Source organism: Streptomyces davaonensis JCM 4913, assembly GCF_000349325.1.
GTDB classification, from domain to species: domain Bacteria; phylum Actinomycetota; class Actinomycetes; order Streptomycetales; family Streptomycetaceae; genus Streptomyces; species Streptomyces davaonensis.
Genome location: NC_020504.1, coordinates 8674536 through 8695848, shown reverse-complemented (window position 1 = coordinate 8695848; position 21313 = coordinate 8674536). Strand labels below are relative to the sequence as shown.

The following is a 21313-nucleotide window of genomic DNA, read 5'->3' as shown; positions in this document are numbered from 1 at the left end:
GAGTTGCGTCCCACGACACGAGCAAGCGCCTTGGGTCGTGGGACACAGCCTGGATAACGGACATTGCCCGAAGCCCCCGCCTCACGACCCGCTCTTCCGTGCCAGGCCACGGTGGCTATGGGCCCTGGCGAGGTCGACCAAGTCCTGCATATCGTGAGCGGTCCGCCTGCATCGCAAGCGGCGAGCATCCTTCAGTGCATGGTGGCGATTGAAGTCCTCGATCTCCTCGTGGAGTTGCCCAGCAAGCCGCGCACCGTGTTGGGTCGGCAGTGGCTGGTGGCGCCCTGCCCGGGTGCATGAGACCGGCTGTCGCGTTCTGGCCTTTCGTGTCCTGGTACCTGCTCGCCCGCGAAAAGCCGCTGGATAGGGTCGGTTACTCCCGGCTTGAGAGGCAGTGGCATGACCGACATCGTGATTGCGCAGACAACCGTCGACGACGAGGACCAGGCGATGGCGCTGGCTCGGGGTGCGGTTGAGAGCAAGTTGGCAGCGGGCGCTCACATCGATGCGCCGTTCACCGCTGTCTACTGGTGGAAGAGTGAGATCGAGACGGCGCGGGAGTGGCGAATCTCGTACATGACGACCGTGGCCCGGCTTCCGGAGCTGGAGGCGTGGGTGTCCGAGAGGCACTCGTACGAGGTGCCGCAGTGGGTCACTCTTCCTGTGACAGGCGGATCGGGTGCGTACCTGTCGTGGGTCGTTGAGGAGACGACCAAGCTCTGACGTGTCAACGGACTTCTCGTGCTCCCCGGCGGCATGACGTAGAGCGCTGTAGTAGACGCCAGCACAGCCCTAGCCTCGTCCAGCGGTAGCAGGACCGCGACGGTCACTTTGCCGTCCGGGTCGTGCACCGCGATCTCGCCGTCCCACTCGCCTCAGTCGAAGGCCAGCACCACGGTGGAGCGGTACCGACCGGTCGTGGTGTTGATCAGGTAGGCCGTACCCCAAGTCGGAGCCGCCGAGCTGCCCAAGACGTGCGCGGACTGCGCGTCCCGCGGCCGTTGCCCATGGAGGGTGAGCGCCTGGCGTGCGGCGGCTTCGGCCTGGCCGCTGTCACCGATGATGAGCGCGGTCGTGCTGTTGGACATGGCCAGCCGCTCGGCGGTGAAGCCGAACTCACCGCCCACCGCGTCGTGGAGCTCATCCACGCGGTCGCGGCCGGCTTCCCCGGAGAGACGAATGGCGTGCTGCGCGGATGAGATGTCGCCGATGTGGGCGTATGCGCGGGCCTGGATCGCGTAGAGCCCCCTCACACCGCCCACCCGGGAGGCCCTCGATAAGCTCAGAGTCTCGACGAGCAGCTGACGGCCCGTGCCGAGCACTGAGGATCAGCCCTTCTCAGCCCAGTAGTTCTCCAGCATCTCGCGAGGCCACGCGGGCTCGTGAACGGGGCCGCGCGGCCCCATCTCGATGAAGAACGGCGACAGGTCGTAGATCTTTGTGCCAACCACAGCGTCTAGGTCGGTCACCCGCAGACGGAGGCCGTCGACTCCCAACAGGCGAGGGAAGGACTGCGCGAGCTGATTGGGGCGCCGGTGGTTGCGGTGCGCGAAGGTGCCTGTTGCCGGCCACTGCGGGTTCCCGCGCGGGCTGCGAGCGTGGTACTCAACGTCGCTCGGGGACGCCTGGTCGAAGTGCCACACGACCACCAGATGAGAGAATTCCTGCAGGCCCTGCACAGAGTCGAGTGGGAACTCATCCTCATCAAGCTGAATTACCGACTCGATGCCACCCCAATAGTCATCGGCGACGTCCCGACGGCCCGCAACAACTACCCCGATCGGCTTGATCTCCAACGTCATGGCCCAGCCTTTCGACTCCGTCTCAACGACACTTGCCATCAATCTACTTGCGCCAGATACGCTGCTGCGCGGGCATCAAGAGCGCCCACCGCAGGGATACCGCGCTTACGGTAGGGCGACAGAAGTCGTCGCATCTCGACAACCCTCTGCCGCGCACGGCCGGAGTAGATCCCATCCTCCATGGCGTCCAGGACACTGGTCCATGTCGCGCAGGCTTCTTCGACGCCACCTTGTGCGATTTGCGTCGCGCCCAGATACCCGAGGGTAACCGCGTGCGTCCGTCGGAACGCAGTTCCTCGTGTGCGCACGGAGCGTCGGAACTCCGTGATCGCCCGCTGGTGATCACCGAGATCCCGCAGTGTGCATGCGGTCTCGTGTGCCAACGACGCCTCGCCGAAGAAGAACGTACGGTCCGGCTCCCTGATGCCATCGTGGGCGTTCGACAGATCGTCCTCCGCTCGCAGCAGGGCTCGGGCCGCCTCTTGGTCATGGCAATTGGCGGCGAGTGTCCGCGCGTGCACTACACCCAGGAGAGCGCGTTCCCGGGGGGTGGCGGCTGCATACCGCTCGCCGTGCACCGAAGCCTGCGCGATCTGAAGGGCTTCGCGCCGGAACCCTAGGTCGAGTGCCTGGTGCGCCATGGCCCGCAGTATGTGCCCGATCAGGGGTGCGTCGCCGGACCGCGCTGCCAACTTCACCGCGGTATTGAAGCGCTGGAGCGCAATCGCATGCTCGCTGTTGTCGAAGGCCATCCAACCCGACAGATAGGCCAGTTCGGCGGAGGCCGCGAACATGGCGCGCCGGGTCTCATCGTCAGCAAACCTGCCCCGGAGGAAGTTGTGGGCCTCGTTCCGCAGGTACTCGTCGACTGCCCGCCGGCCGTGCCCGCCGCCGCGCCGCTGGTCCATGCGCGAGAACGCTAGGGTCAGCTCCCGTACGGTTTCGACGTCTCCTAGTCCGACGCGCTTACCCGTCGACGGCTCTTCGGCTGGTGGCCGCGACATGGCGTCCCACCACGTCTCGTCCGGCAGGATCAGGGCCGCCGCGGAGTACACCCCGCCCGCCAGAAGGCGGCGACGTTCCGGGTCCACGCCACTCCCTAAGTCGTTCAGCGTGATCAACGGATCGACGCGCCAATCCAGCGCCCCCTGCGCTGGTGAGGTGGAAGCTGCGAACCCGATCTCTTGTAGCGTGATCTCACGCTTCAAGCGACGGGACAGCGCCTGGCACAAGATAGCCGGTGCGATTCCCGTCGGCTGGGTGCCTCCCACCCACATGCTCACGTGGGAGCGCCCGATCTTGGAGTTTTCGCGGACCTCGCCGTTCAGTGTCTCCTCGGCGACTCGGTTGTACGCCGCAGCAGCCTGGGCCCGTGACCAGCGCGCTTCCTCCAGCAGTGCGGCTAGCTTCTCGTTCCGCTCGCGCACCATCCTCGCGCCCTCACCAGTGAATTCGATCTTTGACCACGTTGACCCGACCTGCGCTCGCTGGGAGCCTAAGGCCGTCCACAGTTCCAACGCTATGCTCAACTAGCCCCCTGAACTCGGCAGATGGCAGAAAGTCACCCCGCAGGGCAACGTCTGGTCATTTCAAGGCGGCTGGGCCCGGGCCACGGCAGAGGAGTCAGGCCCGGCACCTTCGGGTCGGGATCGTTCGCGAACACTTCGTCGTGGATGTCCAGGAGCAGCGAGCGGACGTCGAGTGCGTCGGCGTGGGTGTGGCGCTTCAGGTCCAGCGACGGGACTCCTTGATCCAGCTCACGACCTTGGGCGCTCTGGTGCCCGTGGCCTCGATGGTCTGCCGTGTTCGGGCCAGCGCGCGCCAGCTACGACTCTACGGCGGGGGTTCTTGCCACCCTGAGCTGATCGCACCACGCCGCCCGCCTGCATCGGATGGCCACAGACGATCTTTGACCACCTTGACCACCTCCGAGCCCTTGACCCCATTCCAGTCACCGTGATTAGGCGGTTCGCTCTTGGAGGCCAGCTACTCGACGAGCGGGAGCACCCCCACATGAACGCCTCCACTGGCAGATCCACCGTCTTGAGCGCCGTACTGCTCGGCGGCGTCGGCCCGCAGTGGCACGGTGGGACCGGACAGCGATGAGCCCCGCCACAGCCGTCGCGCCGGCCGCCACGAAGGCTCTGCCGCAGACGTCGCGCGCCTTCGACGTGGTCTTCACGTCTGACCCAGCCTGTGTCAGCCAGGCACGCCGGACCACCCGAGCCTTCCTCGGCCTGTGGAACGTGAACGGCGAACTGGCCGAGAACATCGTGCTCGCCGTCTCCGAGCTGGTCACCAACGCCGTCGAGCACGGGACCGGCGACGTAGGACTCCGGGTCCGGTACGACGACGACGAGTTACGGATCGAGGTCACGGACGGCAACCCGACCCCAGCCGAACTACGCGCCGTTGGCGCTGAGGCGGTATCGGGCCGCGGCCTGTTCCTCGTCGCCGTCCTCGCACGGAAGTGGGGCGTCAGCAAAGACGGCAAGACGACGTGGTGCGTCTTCCGCGTCCCTGGGAGGAGAGCGTGATGGCCCCAGTCACGCGTGAAGCCGGGACAGAACTACCCCGGCGATGCCCCACCGACGATGTAGATCGTCTTCTTGCACCCCCATCCCCTTCCAAGTCCTCTGCAACGCCGCCTGAAGGCCGCAACGGAAGACCTCAGCCTCAAATGTGGACCTCTGTTGGGTTGCTTGGCCCTGACGGCGATCCGGCCAGCGGGACGTCCCAGGACGTCCCGACCGGGTCCCGCGGGGAGGTACCGGTGTCTCCGCGCCACTTGGACGATGCCCATATAGCCGGCCGCGCCGTGCCTCGCCTGGACGAACAGCCCTTGTCGGTGGGTGGCGGCTCGACTTGCCTCGGCGACTCCTCTGCGAGGACCGCCGAGGCAGAGCGCCGGCCGTCGCCGACTTCGGATCCAGACGTTGGAGTTGCCCCGATGTCTCACAGCACGACCGCGGTCACTAAGCCATGCGGTGAGCAGGCAGTCGACGTGTCCTGGCCTGAGGGGCCGTTACGTGAACTCGCCAGCAACCTAACTACTGTTCTGTCGACCCTTGCGCCTGAAGCGCGTCTCGCGTCACAAGCGGGCCGTCTCCGTGACGTAACTGAACACTTCCTCGCTGCTGATGCCTCCCTTAGCGAGGACCCGGACGAGCGCCACAACCAGCTGCTCCTCATGCGAGGGCACCTGATGACGCTCCTCGGAGCAGCACATCCCGTGGACGACGGCGACCGATCTTTTGACCAGCGCGACCTGGTTGTACGGGTTCGCGCCCTGCTTGGTCAGGAGATTCCGGGGGACGCCCTGCGCGCGACAGTGTTACACCAGGGCATGGCCACGGCCGTGCGGGAGCTGCTCGCCTCGCTTCCTGACGGCGATGCCTGTGATGAAGTTGTCGGGGCCCGGGCCGTGACAGTGCACGCTGGTTTCGACTCGACGCGCATTCGTGAGGCCATCCGTACGGCGAAGTCGTGGAAGCACGCCGGCGTTTACCCGCACCCCCACACCTTGGCGGCGGTCACGCGAGCCCTCTGCGGCTACATGCCGTCGCTCGTCCCGTACGCCTCGATGTACTCGGACACGCTCACGCCCGCTAGCCCTGCGTGGGTCACCTGTTGCGAGGCGATCGAACGTGCACAAGAAGCACGCAACGCTTCCGTGGGAGAGGGCCTCGACGCAGCGAGTGAGCACGCGTTCCGTCTCGCGGTCCACGTGGAGGTACTGCTGCGGTACGCGGAGCGGCACCGCGAACAGAGCGGGGAGCGGAATGACCCGGTCTGATTTCACTCCTCACCCCAATCGGATTCACCGCCCAGCCGTCTCGCCACCCGGGTCGACCACACGTCCGAAGGACGAGGAAGCTCCGGCGCGCATACGCCGTGGCCTGCGGGAAGCCCGCACGCACTGGGGCGCTCTCTTCCTCGCCGCCGCCATCAGCCTGCCCACCGTCTGGGTCCTGACCACGCTCGTCGTGCAGCTCTGCGCCGGACCGTAGCTCCCCGCCGGGACCGATCCGAAGCCTCCGCTCGAAGACCGTGTCGCACCAAACCACCGAAGGAGCATGATCATGCCGGCCCCGGACGGGACCATCACGCCGTCGCTGTCCCCCCAAGAGCGGGAGGCCCTGCTGGGCATCGCCCGGGGAAAGACGACTGCAGAGACGGCAGCCGACATGGGCGTGTCCGAGAGAACCGTCAATACGCACATCCTCCGGATCGGCGGGAAACTCGGGACCCTCGAATGCGCCGCCATGGTGGAACTCGCCTACCAGCAGCACCACTTGGACGTCCCCGACCCTGTGGACCACGTGGTCAGTCTGCCCGCTGAGCAGCGTTCGATCCTCAATGGACTCGCGGGTGGCAAGACCATCGAGCAGATTGCGGCCGACGAGCAGCGTCCGCTGTCCGACGTGCGCAGGGACGCGCGGCGCATGCTACGCACGCTGGGCGCCTCCTCGGCCCCGTACGCGGTCACGCGCGGCTGGCAGTTCGGCCTCCTCGGCCCGACGGCGAATCCCGAGCGCTCCCGCGATGTCGCTGCTGTGGCAGGTTCGGCATGAACGCCCCCGCAGAGGTCGGCAGCCTGCGGCCGAGCGCTGACGGCCCCCGCCAGCATGTGGGGGACGCCTTCTCCTGTGACCGCCGCCAGGACTTCGCACCCGCCGTGATCCGCACGCACCGCGGTGGTCGCTGGCGCAGGGTGGACCGGACCAAGAACGCGGGCGAATGGGGGAAGTTCGTCCACCGCGACGAGATGCTCGTCTTCGATGTGGACGACGGGCAGGAGGGCGGCCCCGGCATCGTCACGGGCGCGATCCCGACCGTCCAGGACGTCGCAGCGCGCTTGGCCGCGTTCGCTCCTGCGCCGGGGATGGCCGCCGTTGCCGAAGTCGGCGCGGACTGCGGGTGGACGGCAGCCTTGTTATCCCATCATGTCCAGGGCGGTCGGGTCGTCACGCTCGCCGACACAGAACGCCTCGCCGATGTGGCACGGCAACACCTGCAGCGCTACTCGCAGGTGCAGGTGGTGAGCGGAGCGGGGACCGTGGCGCTGGGGCCTGTCGCGTCATTCGACGGGCTCCTGTCCCATCGCGCCGTGCGCCGTGTTCCCTGGGAGTGGATCACCCTCGTTCGCCCCGGTGGCCAGCTGTGTGTTCCGGTGCGCACCGGTCTCAGCGGCTCCGGCACGCTGCTCGCCTTACGGGTAGCGAGGGACGGGCTGTCGGCCACTGGTCGCTTCCTTGCCGGTCCGTCGATGCAGGCGTTGTGGCTGCGCGAGCAGCGCCCTGGCGAAGGGACCCTAATCGACTCGCCGAAGGCCCCGCGGGCTTCGGCGGCCCGGGGCTCGACCCGGGCGCCGCTGTGGCCCGCGGCACGGCTTTTCGCCGGTCTGCTCCACCCAGACCTGCGGATGCAGCTGGTGCGGGGCACCGCGCAGTTCGAGGCAGAGGTCGCCGACCGTCTCCGTCTTCATGACCATCAGGCGTCGCGGGCCGTGATCTTCCTCTGGGACCCCGGCAGCGTCTACGAGTGGGGGCCGCGTGATCTCGGCACCGTCTTGTTCGACGCGCTCGCTCAGTGGCACGCGGCCGGAGAACCGAAGCTCGGACAGATGGGTGTGACGATCACGGAATCCGAGCACACCCTGTGGCTTGGCGCACCCGACGGCCCCTCCTGGCGGCTGCCCCACCTCCACAGGTTCGGTGGCGGGGCGGAACATCATGCGTCCTGACCACCCGATGCGCCTCTCCCGCACCGACTCACCTGACGGGGTACCGATCAACTCGCTGGCCGGGCCGTCGAGCGCTCGGATCCACAACTATCTGCTCGGTGGGCGGGACAATTACGCCCGAGACCGTGAAGTGGCCCTCCAGGCGACCGGCAAGATGCCGTTCTTGGAGAACGCCGTACGCCGCGAGCGCCTGTATGTGCTGTTGATGGTGCAGGCCCTGGCGATCGCCGGCATCCGGCAATTGGTCGACTTTGGCTGCGGCATGCCCCTTCCCCCCAACCCCGTGGATGTCATCACCCGAGTCCACCCGACCGCGCGCGTCGTGTGTATCGACAGCGACGCCCTAGTCCACGTCCACACCAGCGCCCTGTTGAACGCCAGCGCGCCGGCCAAGGTCGCACACCTGCGGGCCGACATCCGCGAGCCCGAGTCCGTCCTGGCCTCGCAGGAAGTCCTGGAGACGATCAACTGGCGCAAGCCCGTAATTCTGTTGTTCGGTGGCGTGCTTCACCACATTGACAACCCGCCCGCTCGCCCCCTGGGGGTGCTCGTCAACCAGTACAAGGAGGTCGCCGCTCCGGGCAGCGCGCTCGTGATCACGCATGCCACGGCCGACTTCGCCGACAGGCCCGCACGCAGGGCTGCCCAGACCATGACGGCCGCCGGCTGCCCGGTATATCCGCGGACGAAGGAGCAGATCACTCCGTTGTTCGACGACTGGCAGCTCGTTCCCCCAGGGCTGGCCCAGCCACAAGCGATGGCCCTGGAATATCCGGTCCCCCAGCAGGCCGCGTCCTACGCCGGCATGGCCCGGAAGGAGACAGTGCATGGCTGAGCAGTGCAAGCTGGCGCCTGGCTCGTTCCGAGCGGTGGACATGCCGCAGCTGGCCGTTCCCTCGATAGACTTGATCACGTCCGGAAACGGGCACCCGGGCGTCGCGGTCACTGACGCTGGACGTCATGTCTGCACTCCCGGAGAACACCGTGCCCAAGCCCTGCACACGTCGCCGCCCTCATCCGCCCGTTACCACTCGGCAGTTGACGGTCGGCTCGTACGACACCGCGCCCGCGTCGACGCAGCCCTGCCCTATTGCAGGTGGGCGATGAACGCTTCGACGGATCCGGCTCGCGGCGGTAGCGCACCGGACGAGACCGAGTTCGTGCGCACCACGCTGGTCCACGGGTACGGGCTGCAGGCGGTGCAGGTGACGCGGGTGCCGGCCGGAACGGACACGGTCAATTTCCGCGTGGTGCTCGACGACGAACGGCAGGTTTTCGTCAAGGCCATGAGGCCGGGCGCCGACGAGCGGGAAGTCCGTACAGCAGCACATGTGGCCAGCTTCGCCCGCGGTGGGGGCCTGCCGGTGCCCCAGATGTGGCTCGGCCGCGACGGCGTGCCTTTCGTCCGCTGCTCCGGCCGCCTCCTCACGGTTCAGGAGTACGTCGATGGCACGCCCGCTTCGGCCAGGGCTCTGACCGTCGCGCAGGCCGAGGAACTCGGCAGTGTGATCGGGAGGCTTCACCGCCGCCTGGCCCGCTACCCCGGTCCGCTGCCGGTCCTGTCCGCGCGCTGGTGGACGCCAGAGGGCATGAACCGGTTCGACGACCAGTACCAGCAGCTTCGAGCCGCCCTCGCCCGGCACAGCGACGACACAGCTTCGACCCACCTGGAGATGCTGGAGCAGCGGCGGGAGGACCTACTCACCCACGCTGTCACCCTGCGCGCCGGCTTCCCTGCCACCCCAGCACGTCAGCCGCTGCATGCCGATCTGACCACGCCGAACGTGCTGATGAATCACAGCCACCGGGTGGCAGCAGTGATCGACTTCTACGCCCGCACGGGCCCAGCGGCCTGGGAGGTCGGCCGGATCGCCCTGGACCCGCGGACCGTGGCCGGCGACACGAACTGGATGCCTGTCACCCTCGCCCTGATCGCTGCCTACCACGAGGAGAACCCGTACCTTCCCGGCGCGGACCTGGTCGCGAGCCTCCGCATGGCCCTCGTGCACGCGCTGCATTCGCTGTTCGGTCTGTACGAGCACTACCTCACCCCGGAGGCGTACGAAGTCGGTGATGTCCTGCGCTATTGGGAGCAGCGGCACATCATGACCCGGCGCGTGCTCGACCGCCTGGATCCGTTGGAGGAGCAGATCAAAACGGCGGTGGGAGAGCGATGAACGAGCCATATACCCCGAACCATCCAGGACATGAACCGGGCTCGCCAGCAGGCGCGTTACATGCGCACGCGTCAGCTGGAAAGGAACTGTCGGCGCGGCGGCACCGCGAGCCGGTCGATGTTCATCTGCTCCTGCGCCGCGGCAACGAGGTGCTGCTGAGCCGGCGCGCCGGGGACACCTACGCCTCGGGGCTGCTGCACATGCCGTCCGGGCACCTCGACGGCGACTTCGAGGACGTGGTCACCGGGCTGATCCGGGAGACCGAAGAGGAACTCGGGATCATCATCCACGCGGAGCACGTCCGGTTCGCGCTGGTGATGCAGCACCGCTCGCCCGGGGGCGAGAACCGTACCGGCTGGTTCTTCGAGGTCACCCAGTGGTTCGGCGTGCCGCGCATCGCCGAGCCGCACCGCTGTTCCGAACTCGGCTGGTTCCCGATCAACGAGCCACCCGAAGACATGGTCGCCTACTGCCGGGCCGGCCTGGAGGCGTACCGCGACGGCCATGCCGCGGCCCTGCACCTCCAGGAGCCGGACGACCCCATCGCCTACGACCCGGCTAGACCCGTCCGTCTGCGTCCGCTGCCGGCCCGGGCGCCGAATGCGCGTGCCGGGCTCGGTGATCAGCTCGCCGACTTCGCCGAGCAGGCCATCGGCCCGCTGGCCAGCGCCACGGACGCGTCCTGGGCACGAGAAAGCTCCCGCGTCTGGAGGCTGACCGACCGCGGCGGCGGCAGCTGGTTCCTCAAGGTGCACCAGAACAGCAAGTTCCACCAACGCGAGGTGGGGGCCTACCGCAACTGGGTCCCCGTACTCGGTCCCGACCACGCGCCCAAACTGGTAGCCGCCGACCCCGCCCAGCTCGCCGCCCTCGTCACCGCGTGCCCGGGCCAGCTACTGCACGGCGCCGAACTGAGCGAACCGGTCTGGGAGGCGGTTTATCGCCAGCTCGGACAGCTGTTGCGCCTCTTCCACTCCTGCGAGCCACCCATGATGGCGCAGGCCGTGGGCGGGCTGGCAAAACTGGAACGCCACCTGGCCGCGGCCGACGGGCTCCTTGAGGACGGGGAGGAGGAGCTGATCCGCCATCTCGCCCAGCGCCTGACCACCCTGCCCCCCATCCCCCATGGCCCGCTTCACGGCGACGTCCAACTGCGCAACATGTTGCTCGACAGCATGGTGCTGGCCCTTTTCGACTATGAGCGGTCCGAAGTCGGCCCCCTCGTCCGTGATTTCATCCGGATCGCCGGCACCTGGGCGAACGCGCCTGCCCGGCAAGCAGCCTTCTTCGACGGCTACGGCCGCCAGCCGTCGCCCGATGAAGCCCAGGCTATGCGGGGCCTGTCCGCGCTCGACGCGCTCAGCGGAATCCAGTACGGCGCCGCCCACGGCGACCCGGAACTCGTCGAACGCGGCCACCGCACCCTGCACCGACTCCAGAAGGAGGCAGCGTGACCACATCCGATGCCACAACGCCGGAAGCGATGAATGCGGATGCCTGGCTTGAGTACGGGCGCCGACAGCTCGACCGCGGCTATCAGCCCCCGGAAGTCACCGAGATCGACTGGGGCTTTTGGCGTACTGGTCCCGGCACGGGTGTCCTCGGCGACGTCGCCGGTTACCGTCTGCTGGACATCGGCTCCGGCACCGGCATCCACGCGGCTCATCTCGCCCGCGACCACGCGGCCTTCGTCGACGCCATCGACTTCTCCGCCACCCAGCAGCAGCGTGCCCAGGGCCGGTTCGCCTCACTGTCGGGTGTGCGGTTCCTGCTCGGTGACGCTACGGCGCACCTGCGCGACGCCGAGCCCTACGACCTCGTCTACTCCGTGCACGGCCTGTCCTACATCGACCCGTACCGGCTGCTGCCCGCTCTGCGGGACGGGATCCGGCCGCACGGACGACTGGTCTTCTCCGCCTTGCACACCGACCTCACAGGGCTGGGCCCCTCCACCACCACGGTCGCCGCCCGCCACGGGGAGGTGCTGCTGGCGAAGACCGCCCCGATCCCGGTGCAGATGTGGGTTCTCGCCCCCGACGTCTGGGAACGGCTGCTGGCCGAGCACGGCTTCGCCGTGGAGTCCATCGACCTCCTGCACGCCCCGGGCCCCAACAACCCGGTGGTGGTCCAGCTCATCCAGGCCCGGCGCCATCAGCGCCCTGACTCACCCCGCGTCGCGGCACAGGAGCGCAGCCATCGCCCGCCCCTCGCCCAGGCAGCCCTGGGCGTAGGCATCATCGTCACCAACCCGAACGGCCACGTGCTGATGGGACAACACCGCCGGGGCACTTTCGAGTTGCCTGGCGGCAAGGTGGATGCCGTGGGCTCCGCGGGCGAGTCGATCGAGACGGCCGCCATCCGTGAACTCGCCGAGGAGACCGGACTCGTCGCGCGCCCCGAGGACGTCCGAGTACTCGCCCTGTTGCTGGACGCACGGCACAGCCTCAACCGGCTCACCGCCGCCGTCCTGATCCGCCGCTTCGAAGGCACCCCGACGGCCAGGGAGCCGGACGTAGTCGCGGAGTGGCAGTGGCACCGCCTGGACGCCCTGCCCGGCCCGCTGTTCGTGCCCTCCGCCCAGGTCCTGAGCTGCTGGCGCCCCGACCTGCCCATCGACCATCCCCCTGTCCACCGCTACCCCGTGCGTGACCACCCGTCCGCCTCGGCCGCGCACTGACCACGACGAAAGAGGGAGTCCGCCGTGACACGGGCGCTGTTCCGATTCGGCACGTACCACCTGTTCAACCTGCAGATACCGACCACGCCCGAGGAGAAGCGCCGCTACGAGCTGATCGTCGGCATCATCCGCGCCGCCTTCCAGAACCGCACGGGCATCCTCGGCGTTCAGGAACTCCTCAGCCCCACCAAGACCGAAGCCCGGCAGCTGCTGCGCAGGCTCGCCCAGGACACCGGTCTGATGTGCGAGGCGATCCCGGGCCGCGGCAGGAAGGCGACCCCGCTCTGGCCAGCCAGGCTCTGGAAGCGAGTGCCCACGGCTTCCACGTCGGCCTGCTGTGGACGCCCGACGTTGAGCCGGTGCCCGGTAGCCTGCGGACGTACGAGGGTGGCAGCGACTTCTGGCACGGCCTGGCCATGGCCGACTTCCAGGCAGGCGGGCCGGTGCCCACCTGCTGGTGCTCGTATCACGCCGCCCCTTCCGCCCAGAGCGGCGCTTGCAAGAGGCCCACTGCGTGCAGCCGCGTACGGGAAGCTCGACACCCACGACGCCGCTCAGATGAATCGCGCGGACTCGCTGGCCTCCACCCTCCTGCGCCGTGCCCGTCATCAGGTGACTGCGCGGGTCGAGTCCGTGTGGCTGGTGATGGAAACCCAGCACCCCGACCGCCACACCTACACGTTCGAACGCGTCCAGGAGGTGCCCTTGGGCCGCAGAGCCAACCGCTCCTGACCGCCCGGCATCCGCCGGCGAACCGCGCCAGGTCCGACTGCCCGCGCAGTTGTGCACGACACCACGTAAGGAACTCCCTCAATGACCCATGTGACCGTGGACCCCGACGAGGCCACCCAGCTCCGCAACAAGGCCGTCGACCAGCTCAAGAAGGATGGCACGATCGTGTCGCCCGCCGTCGAGGCCGCCATGCGCAAGGTGCCCCGGCACCTGGCCGTGCCCGAGGCGCCGCTCAGCGACGCATACAGCACGTACAACGCCGTGATCACGCAGGAGGACAAGCACGGCAATCACACCAGCTCGGTGTCCGCTCCGCAGATCCAGGCGATGCAGCTGGAGCAGGCCGGCATCCGCCCGGGCAACAACGTGCTGGAGATCGGTACCAACGGGCCGAACGCCGCGTACCTCGCGGAGCTGGTCGGGCCCACTGGCCAGGTCACCACAGTCGACATCGACCCCGCGCCCGCCGACCGAGCCAGGCGGTTCCTCAGCGAGGCCGGCTACACCAACGTCAACGTCGTCGTCGCCGACGCCGAGAACGGCCTTCCCCAACACGCCCCCTACGACGCGATCGTGGTGACGGTCGGTGCCTGGGACATCCCACCCGCCTGGATCGACCAGCTCAAGGACGACGGCCGGCTCGTCGTGCCGCTGCGCATCAACGGCCTGACCCGCACGTACGGGTTCATCCGGCAGGCTGACCACCTCGTCGCTACCAGCGCCCACGTGTGCGGTTTCGTGGCGGTGCAAGGCGCCGGCTCCCACGCCCAGCAGGTCATGCAGCTCCCCGGGGAGAAGGACGTCACGCTGCGCTTCGACGAGGGCTTGCCTGCCAACCCTTCTCTGCTGGACGGCGTCCTGAACCGCGCCCGCGCCGAGACGTGGACCGGGGTGACTGTCGCCAGCCAGGAGCCCATCGGCACCCTCCAGATGTACCTGTCCTCGCAGGTCCCGACGTTCTGCTTCATGTCCACCAACGCCGAGTCGTCCACCGGCAAGATCGGCCCCACGGGCAGCAGCTGGTCCATGGTCGCCATCGATGGGCCGCACTTCGCCTACACCGTCGTGCGCCGCGACACCGAGAAGAAGACCGCAGAGTACGGCGTCCACGCCTTCGGGCCCGACGCGGCCGCGTTCGCTGAGCGAATCGCCGACATCTTCCGCACCTGGGGCGACAAGGTCCGCGGCGCTGACGGCCCGCGCATCGCCGTCTACCCGGCGGGCACGCCCGATGACCGCATCACCGGCGACCGGATCATCGACAAGAAGCACAGCCGGATTTCAATCTCCTGGCCGGCCGTCTGAACCGCGGCGCCTGGCCAGGCCGTCCTGCACCATCCCATCGGACAAAGAGAGTGATCGCCATGACCGCTGCCGTACTCAACCACCCCACCGCCTCGGCCGCCCTGCCGGTCGACGGCCTCGCCGACGACGACTTCGAGCTGGACATCAAGGTCGTCATCTCCGAGAGCCCCCTCACCGTCTTCATGTGCCCCACCAGCGACGGCTGCGGCAACACCTGCGAGAACGGGGCCAGCGCCTGCCAGTCCTCCATCGAGGACGCCGCCTGACACGCGGCGTCCGCCGGGGCGGCAGCCGATCACCGCTGCCGCCCCGGCACCACCCGTCCGAGCACCCCACAACAGGAAGGGACACCGGTGGCCCACGGATTACCCCTCACGTATCAGTGGCAGCCCGGCATGCTGCTGCGCGCCTCCACCGCTTCCCGGCCGATCCCCGTACCGGACATTGACCTGCACGGCGAGGACACCGCGATCCGCGGTCGGCAGTGGCTGGAGGAGGTATGGCACGCCCCGATGCCGACAGCGCTGTCCGCAGCCAGCCCCGCCCTGTGTCAGCGCGTCACCGAGATCCTGAACGGCACCGTCACCGACGGCCGCCGCATCAGGCGGGCCGTCCGGTCTGTTGCCGCGTACCTCCTGCGGTGGAACCACCGGCCCACCCCGTTCGGGGTATTCGCCGGTGTCGCCCCTGCTGAGCCCGCTCAAGCCGCCCACATTCTGTGGGGTGAGGGGTACCGGACTGTTCTGCGGCCTGATTCCGACTGGCTGACGGACGTCATAACCCGCCTGGAGAGCCACCCGGCTCTGCTGGCCCGGCTGACGGTCATGGCCAACAACACCGGCCGCTCCCGTGGCAACAGGCATGTGGTGGAGGGCATGCCGACCGACGCGCACACCTCCGGCTACGCCCCGATCGAGCTGTCAGTCCGCCTGACCCGGCCCGTGGCTACCGTGCTGGAGGTGGCCCGCGCCCCCATTCCTTATGACAGGCTTGTGCATCAGTTGGCCCGCCAGTTCCCTACGGCGCGCCCAGAACAGCTCACCGGCCTAATCTTCGACCTGTTGAGCAAGAACATTCTGATCAGCAGTCTGTGGCCCCCGATGACCTCGGTCGACACCCTCGCACACCTATGCGACGAGCTGGAGAAGGCTGATGCCTCCAGCATCCCAGACCTCGCCGAATCGACCTCCCAACTCGCCTCAATCCGGGCTGACGTGAACCAGCCCGGCACGGCCACGCCCTGGACGCCCAGCGACAAGCTGACGCAGAGCATGCAGCGCGTGAGTTCCACCGGCCGCGTCCCCCTCCAAGTGGACGCCGCACTGGCCTGCACCGCCTACATCCCCGAGGCCCTCCTGGCTGAAGCCGCCGAAGCCGCCCAGGTCATGCACCAGCTGTCGCCCCATCCGTACGGGTATCCGCAATGGCGCGACTACCACCAGCGGTTCCTCGACCGGTACGGCAACGAGGCCCTCGTGCCCGTACTGGATTTGGTCGCGGACAGCGGCCTCGGCCTGCCCGCGGGCTTCCTGGGCTCCGAGCGCGCCCGCCCGCCCTATCAAGTGACCGATCGGGACGAGAAGATCCTGCGCCTGCTCCAAGGGGCGATGCTCGATGGGAGCCGTGAGCTGGTCCTCACCCGGGCGACGATCGCCAACCTGACCGCCGACTACGCCGAACCGCTGCTGCCCCTGCCCCGTGCTGAGATCGCCGTGGAGATCCACGCACCCACTCTGGATGCCGTGCAGTGCGGCGACTACCGGCTGCTGGTCACCGGAGCCCCCCGCCCCGGCAGCAGCATGTTCGGCCGGTTCGCGCACCTGCTCCCGCCGTCCGCGCAGACCGCGCTCACCGACTCTTACGCGACCGCCGGCCCCGGCGCCGTCGCAGCACAGCTGTCGTTCACCCCCCGGCGGCGCCGCAACGAGAACATCGCCCGCACCATGCAGGTCCTGCCCTTCACCATCCCACTTGGCCAGCACCACGAGCCCGGCCCCGGCGTGATCCCGCTCGACGACCTCGCCGTCACTGCCGATACCCGCCGGTTCTATCTGGTACGCAGCTCAACGGGGCAGCACATCGAGCCGCGCGTCACCCACGCGCTGGAAGCGTCCGTCCACACACCGCCGCTCGCCCGGTTCCTGACGGAGATCACCACCGCCCGCAGCGCCGCCTACCGGCAGTTCACCTTCGGCGTCGCCGCAACCCTGCCCTACCTGCCACGCGTGCGGTACAAGCGGACGATCCTCGCGCCTGCCCGTTGGCTGCTGTCCGCCGAGGAACTGCCCGGCCGGGCCGCCCCCATGGCCGACTGGGACAAGGCCCTGGCCCGATGGCGCGAACGGCTCTGCGTCCCCGATCACCTTGCTCTGGTCGAGGACGGCCAGCAGCTGCCCCTCGACCTCGACCAGCACATCCACCGGGCGCTGCTGCGCGCCAGCGTGGACCGCAACCGCGTTGTCGAACTGCGCGAAAGCACCACTGCGCAGGACTGGGCATGGATCGGCCGCCCCCACCAGCTCCTGATCCCCCTGGCGAACTCAACCCCCGCCGACCCGCCCCGCCTGCCAGATGCCTCTGCCGCCGCCCCTGGGGCGCCCAGCCAGTCCACCGTTCTATATGCCCGACTGTTCGCGCACCCCCAGCGGTACGACGAGATCCTGACCAGCCACCTTCCTGATCTGCTCGGCCAGTTCGCCAAGGCGCCGTCCTGGTGGTTCCGGCGCCACCGCGGCACGGCCCACCCGAACTCCGACCAGTACCTGGCCCTGTACCTGATCCTGCCCGGCCCCGACACGTTCGGACCGGCCGCCCAACTGGTGACCACCTGGGCAGACAGCCTCGCCAGCCAACGCCTCGCCTCTCGCGTGGAGTTGGCCACCCACCTGCCGCAGACCGGCCCGTACGGAGACGGCCCCGCTCTGGACGCCGCGCACAGGGTGTTCGCCGCGGACTCGGCCGCCGGCGTGGCACAGATCCGTGCCGCCGGGGAGGACGCCGCCACCGGGCAGGCCCTGACCGCGGCGAGCATGTTCGACCTGACGATGCAGTTCTTCGGAGACGCGGACCGGGCTGCCGACTGGCTGACCCACACCCTGCCCCGGGAAGGCGGCCCCCTTTCCCGGGACCGCATCGTGCTCGCCCTGGCCCTGGCCGAGCCCGACCACGGCACTGTCCTGAACCTGCCAGGCGGCACGGATGTCGTCGCCGCATGGCAACAGCGCGCTGCCGCTCTGACCGCCTACCGCCAGCAGCTGGGCCCTCAGCGCGACCCCGACAGTGCCCTGCGGTCGCTGCTGCACCAGCACTACGTCCGGGCCCTGCCCGTCGACCCCGATCACGAGCGCGCCACCGGCCGCCTCGCTCGGACCTGCGCCCTGCGACACCGGGAGCGGCAGTCATGACCATCACGACCAGCCCGGCCTTGCTGGCGGACGCCTTCGCCCGCCACCTCGCCCTCCCCAATCCGCCGCACGCGGAACAGCCGTGGGAGGCGCAGGACCTGGCCGCCGGTGCCGCCGGAACCGCGCTCCTGCACATCGAGCGCGCCCGAACCCGACACGGCACATGGCCGCAGGCCCACCAGTGGATCAAGACTGCCGTCGCCACCACCATCAGCGCCTGCGACACCAGTGGCCTGTACCTGGGGGCACCCGCCGTCGCCTTCATGCTCGACTGCGCCACCGCCGACGCACCCCGCTACCAGGACGCGCTGTCCGCCATAGACCGGCACGTGGCCGAACTCGCGCACCGCAGAGCCGACGCGGCTCAGACACGCATTAGCAGCGGCCGTCCTGCCAGCTTCCACGAGTACGACATCTTCTACGGCCTGACGGGGATCGGCGCGTACCTGCTGCGCCGGTCCCCCTCCGGCTCAGCAACGCAGCGAGTCCTGGAGTACCTTGTGCGGCTGACCGTTCCCGTCCGGCACGGCGAGCACGGCGTGCTCCCCGGCTGGTGGGTCGCTCACCAACCCGACCTCACGCCTTCCGTTGTCGCTGGCGGCCACGCCAACTTCGGTGCAGCCCACGGCATCACCGGCCCGCTACTCCTCCTGGCCCGCGCCCTGCGCGCAGGCGTGAGCGTCGACGGCCACGAAGACGCCATCGACACCATCCTCCACTGGCTCGACACCTGGCGGCAGGACGGGCCCTCCGGCCCCTGGTGGCCCGAGCACCTCCACCTAGGCGAACTCCGCGCCCGCCAGCCCGCCCAACACGGCCCGGCCCGGCCCAGCTGGTGCTACGGCACCCCCGGCATCGCCCGTGCCGGACAGCTCGCCGCCCTCGCCCGCCGCGATAGGGCACGCCAGCGCTTGTACGAGGACGCCATGGTCCGCTGCCTCACCGACCCCGACCAGCTCGCCAAGGTCACCGATGCGGGTCTGTGTCACGGCTGGGCAGGCACCTACCAGACCGCCTTCCGCGCGGCCCACGACGCCGTCACCCCGGCCTTGCGCGCTGCTCTGCCCGACGTGGCCGCCCAGCTGATCCGGCAAGCCCGTCCGGGCACCGGCCCCGGACTCCTGCAAGGCGACGCGGGCACCGCCCTGGCCATGATCACCGCAGTCCACGACGCCGCGCCGACCTCGGGATGGGACACATGCCTCTTGATCGACTGAACCAACCCGACTGCCTGGACGCCACCCTGTACGCCGTGCTGGAGGTCCTGGCTGGAGTCAGCACGGACACAGCCGCGGCCCGAGCCGGACTCGAACCCGCCGATCTGGACGCTGCCGTCACCGTCTACCAGCAAGCCGGGCAGCACGCGCTCGCCCAGCAGGCCGGGCCCCCGGCGTGGCGTCAGCTGTACGTCCAGTTCACCGACTGGGACAAGGCCGAGCAGACCGCCGCCGACCACATCGCCCCCGTCCTGGACCACACCCAGAAGAACGGGCAGATCACAAGCTGGTGGTTCATACGAAAACACCCCTGCTGGCGGATGCGGCTCCTCCCTGTTCCCGGAGCGCACCTGCCTGGGGCGCTGGCCGACACGCTGGACGAACTCGCCGCCGGTGGGAGAATCCACCGCTGGTGGCCCGGCATCTACGAACCCGAAACTGCGGCGTTCGGTGGCGGCGCCGGCATGACGATTGCCCATGCCCTATTCGCCGCCGACAGTCGCGCCATCCTCACCGCATCTCACGGCGAGCTGGGCCGCCGAGAGCTGTCATTGCTGCTGTGCGCCACGCTGATGCGTGCCGCCGGACTGGAGTGGTTCGAGCAGGGCGACGTCTGGCACCGTGTCACCAAACAAAGGCCCCTGCCGGCGGACGTACCGGCCGGCAAGGTCCACGCCATGGCCGACACCCTGCGGCACCTGCTCCTAGCCGACACCAGCCCCGTCGGCCCCATGCTTCAGTCGGACCGCTCACTCAAACCCGCCGCCGACTGGTTCAGCGCGTTCCGGCACGCGGGACGAGGACTCGGCGCAGCCAACCGCGACGGCACCCTCGGCCGCGGCCTGCGCGAGGTCATCGCCTATCACGTGATCTTCCACTGGAACCGGCTCGGCCTCCCCGCTCGCACCCAGAGCGTCCTCGCGCACGCGGCGCGTACCGCGATCCTGCGCCAGGACACCTCCGAGGAAAGGCCGACGTCGTGACCGCCTCGCCCCCGCCGGCCCAACTCCAACGGTTCACCCAGCGATTGCCCCTGGTCAGCCGGCGCCACCTCGTCTACCCCAGCTTCGCCACTCGGGTCGAAGAAGTGCACACCTGCGCGGAGAAGTCGGCACAGGAAGGGCCGCTCCTCGACCGAATCAACCTCGCATGCGCCACTTGGAACCTGTCCGCCCTGATCGCCTCCGACTGCGGCATGACCGACCTGGCCACCGACCTGTGCCTGCGCCAGCTCTGCCTCTTCCAGGCGGCATGGCCAGTCACCGGGGATACCGCCATCGCCGCTCTCCAGCCGATCGTCAACCTCGTACGCCTGACCGCCCGAGCGGGAGACCCGCACGCCGCCTATCAGCAGCTGATGAGCGTGCACCGCGCCGTGCACAACGGCGGCACCGTGTCGGTCCACGGCCATCTCCTCGACCTCACGGGCTTCACAACCCATGCGACCCTGGATCACATCCAGCCCTGGCTGAACGCTCTCCTCCTCGAAGACGGCACCCGGTTCCTCGTCGCCACAGGTCAATGGGCCCAAGCAGCCGAGCACGCGGCCGCCTACGATAAGGCGGCCGAGCGGCTGCACGACAGCAGGCAAGCGCGCGTCATGGCGAGCGTGCACACGGCCGACCCGAACGCAGCCAACTCCCTGATCGAAACGGCCATGATCACCGAGCCATGGGAGAAAGCCGTCGCACAACTCCTGCGCCGCTACGCCGACTACATGACGGGCCGCGCCACGCCGGAGGGATTCACGGCCGTGACACGCGCCGTGCAAAGTGCCCTGGCACCGGCCCCGCCGCACCTGCGCATGTTCCGGGTGAAGCTGGTCCTGGCAGCAATCGATCTGGCATCGCAAGGCTGCGAGGCCGAGGTGCAGGTCCTGCACAACGCAATCGTCAGCGACACCGTTCAAGCCAGCGACGCGTACGCCGCGCGCGAGATCCTCCGCCACCCGGTTCCATCGGCCAGCGGACGGTCACGCCACGAGCTGGAGGAGATCGTCCACGCTGGCGGCCTCGGCCGGGGAACCCTGTCGAAGTCGGTGCAGTCCACGCTGATGCGGGCGGTCCACACCGCTGGAGCGAGCCTCACCCAGTGCCTCACGGCGAAGGGAGGAGTATCACCGGATGCGATACGCCCCGGCGTCCCCTGATGCACCAGCCGCCGACGAGCCGGCTGGACTGGGCCGCGCGCTGCGCTCACCCACCACGCGATCGCCGTCTTCGACCGTGCCTGAGTGCCTCCGACGAGCAGGAG

The 21313-nt window shown here is 68.9% G+C and carries 19 protein-coding genes; 16 read left to right on the top strand and 3 right to left on the bottom strand.

Going from position 1 to position 21313, the window contains the following annotated elements; translation table 11 throughout:
- Positions 1-399 precede the first annotated feature (399 nt).
- Positions 400-723, top strand: coding sequence for a divalent-cation tolerance protein CutA (gene cutA, locus BN159_RS38435; protein ID WP_015662462.1), 324 nt, complete (start codon positions 400-402; stop codon positions 721-723).
- A gap of 152 nt (positions 724-875) precedes the next feature.
- Here the strand turns inward: cutA and BN159_RS38430 are convergent, their stop codons facing one another.
- From BN159_RS38430 to BN159_RS38420, 3 genes are all read right to left on the bottom strand, one after another.
- On the bottom strand, positions 876-1253 hold the full coding sequence (locus tag BN159_RS38430; protein WP_157901139.1) for a hypothetical protein: 378 nt from the start codon (positions 1251-1253) through the stop codon (positions 876-878).
- A 75-nt stretch (positions 1254-1328) separates the two neighbouring features.
- On the bottom strand, positions 1329-1802 hold the full coding sequence (locus BN159_RS38425) for a TrmO family methyltransferase domain-containing protein (RefSeq protein ID WP_041820442.1): 474 nt from the start codon (positions 1800-1802) through the stop codon (positions 1329-1331).
- A 38-nt stretch (positions 1803-1840) separates the two neighbouring features.
- Complete coding sequence (locus BN159_RS38420) at positions 1841-3232, bottom strand: hypothetical protein (protein ID WP_015662459.1); 1392 nt, start codon at positions 3230-3232, stop codon at positions 1841-1843.
- Between the two features lie 672 nt (positions 3233-3904).
- Between BN159_RS38420 and BN159_RS38415 the strand changes: the two genes are divergently transcribed.
- From BN159_RS38415 to BN159_RS38345, 15 genes are all read left to right on the top strand, one after another.
- The gene (locus tag BN159_RS38415) at positions 3905-4339 is read left to right on the top strand and encodes an ATP-binding protein (protein WP_015662458.1); all 435 of its coding nucleotides are present in this window, start codon (positions 3905-3907) and stop codon (positions 4337-4339) included.
- 695 nt (positions 4340-5034) lie between these two features.
- Positions 5035-5598, top strand: coding sequence for a DUF6415 family natural product biosynthesis protein (locus BN159_RS38410; RefSeq protein ID WP_193384303.1), 564 nt, complete (start codon positions 5035-5037; stop codon positions 5596-5598).
- A 286-nt stretch (positions 5599-5884) separates the two neighbouring features.
- Entirely contained in the window at positions 5885-6376 is a 492-nt protein-coding gene (locus BN159_RS38405; RefSeq protein WP_015662456.1) for a LuxR C-terminal-related transcriptional regulator, read from the top strand.
- Complete coding sequence (locus BN159_RS38400; RefSeq protein WP_015662455.1) at positions 6373-7548, top strand: protein-L-isoaspartate O-methyltransferase family protein; 1176 nt, start codon at positions 6373-6375, stop codon at positions 7546-7548. The genes BN159_RS38405 and BN159_RS38400 overlap by 4 nt, the downstream gene beginning before the upstream one ends.
- Positions 7538-8383: an SAM-dependent methyltransferase gene (locus tag BN159_RS38395; protein ID WP_015662454.1), complete on the top strand. Its 846-nt coding sequence runs from the start codon at positions 7538-7540 to the stop codon at positions 8381-8383. The genes BN159_RS38400 and BN159_RS38395 overlap by 11 nt, the downstream gene beginning before the upstream one ends.
- Positions 8376-9725 (top strand): phosphotransferase enzyme family protein, encoded by a 1350-nt coding sequence (locus BN159_RS38390; RefSeq protein WP_015662453.1) that lies wholly within the window; start codon positions 8376-8378, stop codon positions 9723-9725. The genes BN159_RS38395 and BN159_RS38390 overlap by 8 nt, the downstream gene beginning before the upstream one ends.
- Positions 9722-11179 (top strand): phosphotransferase, encoded by a 1458-nt coding sequence (locus BN159_RS38385; RefSeq protein WP_015662452.1) that lies wholly within the window; start codon positions 9722-9724, stop codon positions 11177-11179. The genes BN159_RS38390 and BN159_RS38385 overlap by 4 nt, the downstream gene beginning before the upstream one ends.
- Positions 11176-12402, top strand: coding sequence for a bifunctional class I SAM-dependent methyltransferase/NUDIX hydrolase (locus BN159_RS43060; RefSeq protein ID WP_015662451.1), 1227 nt, complete (start codon positions 11176-11178; stop codon positions 12400-12402). The genes BN159_RS38385 and BN159_RS43060 overlap by 4 nt, the downstream gene beginning before the upstream one ends.
- Positions 12403-12426: 24 nt before the next feature.
- A complete protein-coding gene (locus BN159_RS43055) occupies positions 12427-13134 on the top strand; it encodes a hypothetical protein (RefSeq protein ID WP_015662450.1) in 708 nt (235 codons plus the stop codon).
- 81 nt (positions 13135-13215) lie between these two features.
- Entirely contained in the window at positions 13216-14439 is a 1224-nt protein-coding gene (fxlM, locus tag BN159_RS38370; protein WP_015662449.1) for a methyltransferase, FxLD system, read from the top strand.
- 59 nt (positions 14440-14498) lie between these two features.
- The gene (locus BN159_RS38365) at positions 14499-14705 is read left to right on the top strand and encodes an FxLD family lanthipeptide (protein ID WP_015662448.1); all 207 of its coding nucleotides are present in this window, start codon (positions 14499-14501) and stop codon (positions 14703-14705) included.
- An 87-nt stretch (positions 14706-14792) separates the two neighbouring features.
- Positions 14793-17843 carry a lantibiotic dehydratase gene (locus BN159_RS38360; RefSeq protein WP_015662447.1) on the top strand — a complete coding sequence of 1017 codons (3051 nt, stop codon included), beginning with the start codon at positions 14793-14795 and terminating at the stop codon, positions 17841-17843.
- A complete protein-coding gene (locus BN159_RS38355) occupies positions 17840-19060 on the top strand; it encodes a lanthionine synthetase C family protein (RefSeq protein ID WP_015662446.1) in 1221 nt (406 codons plus the stop codon). Before BN159_RS38360 ends, BN159_RS38355 begins: the two co-directional genes overlap by 4 nt.
- Entirely contained in the window at positions 19042-20043 is a 1002-nt protein-coding gene (locus BN159_RS38350; RefSeq protein WP_015662445.1) for a thiopeptide-type bacteriocin biosynthesis protein, read from the top strand. Before BN159_RS38355 ends, BN159_RS38350 begins: the two co-directional genes overlap by 19 nt.
- Entirely contained in the window at positions 20040-21209 is a 1170-nt protein-coding gene (locus BN159_RS38345) for a hypothetical protein (RefSeq protein ID WP_015662444.1), read from the top strand. Before BN159_RS38350 ends, BN159_RS38345 begins: the two co-directional genes overlap by 4 nt.
- The last annotated feature ends 104 nt before the right edge of the window (positions 21210-21313 follow it).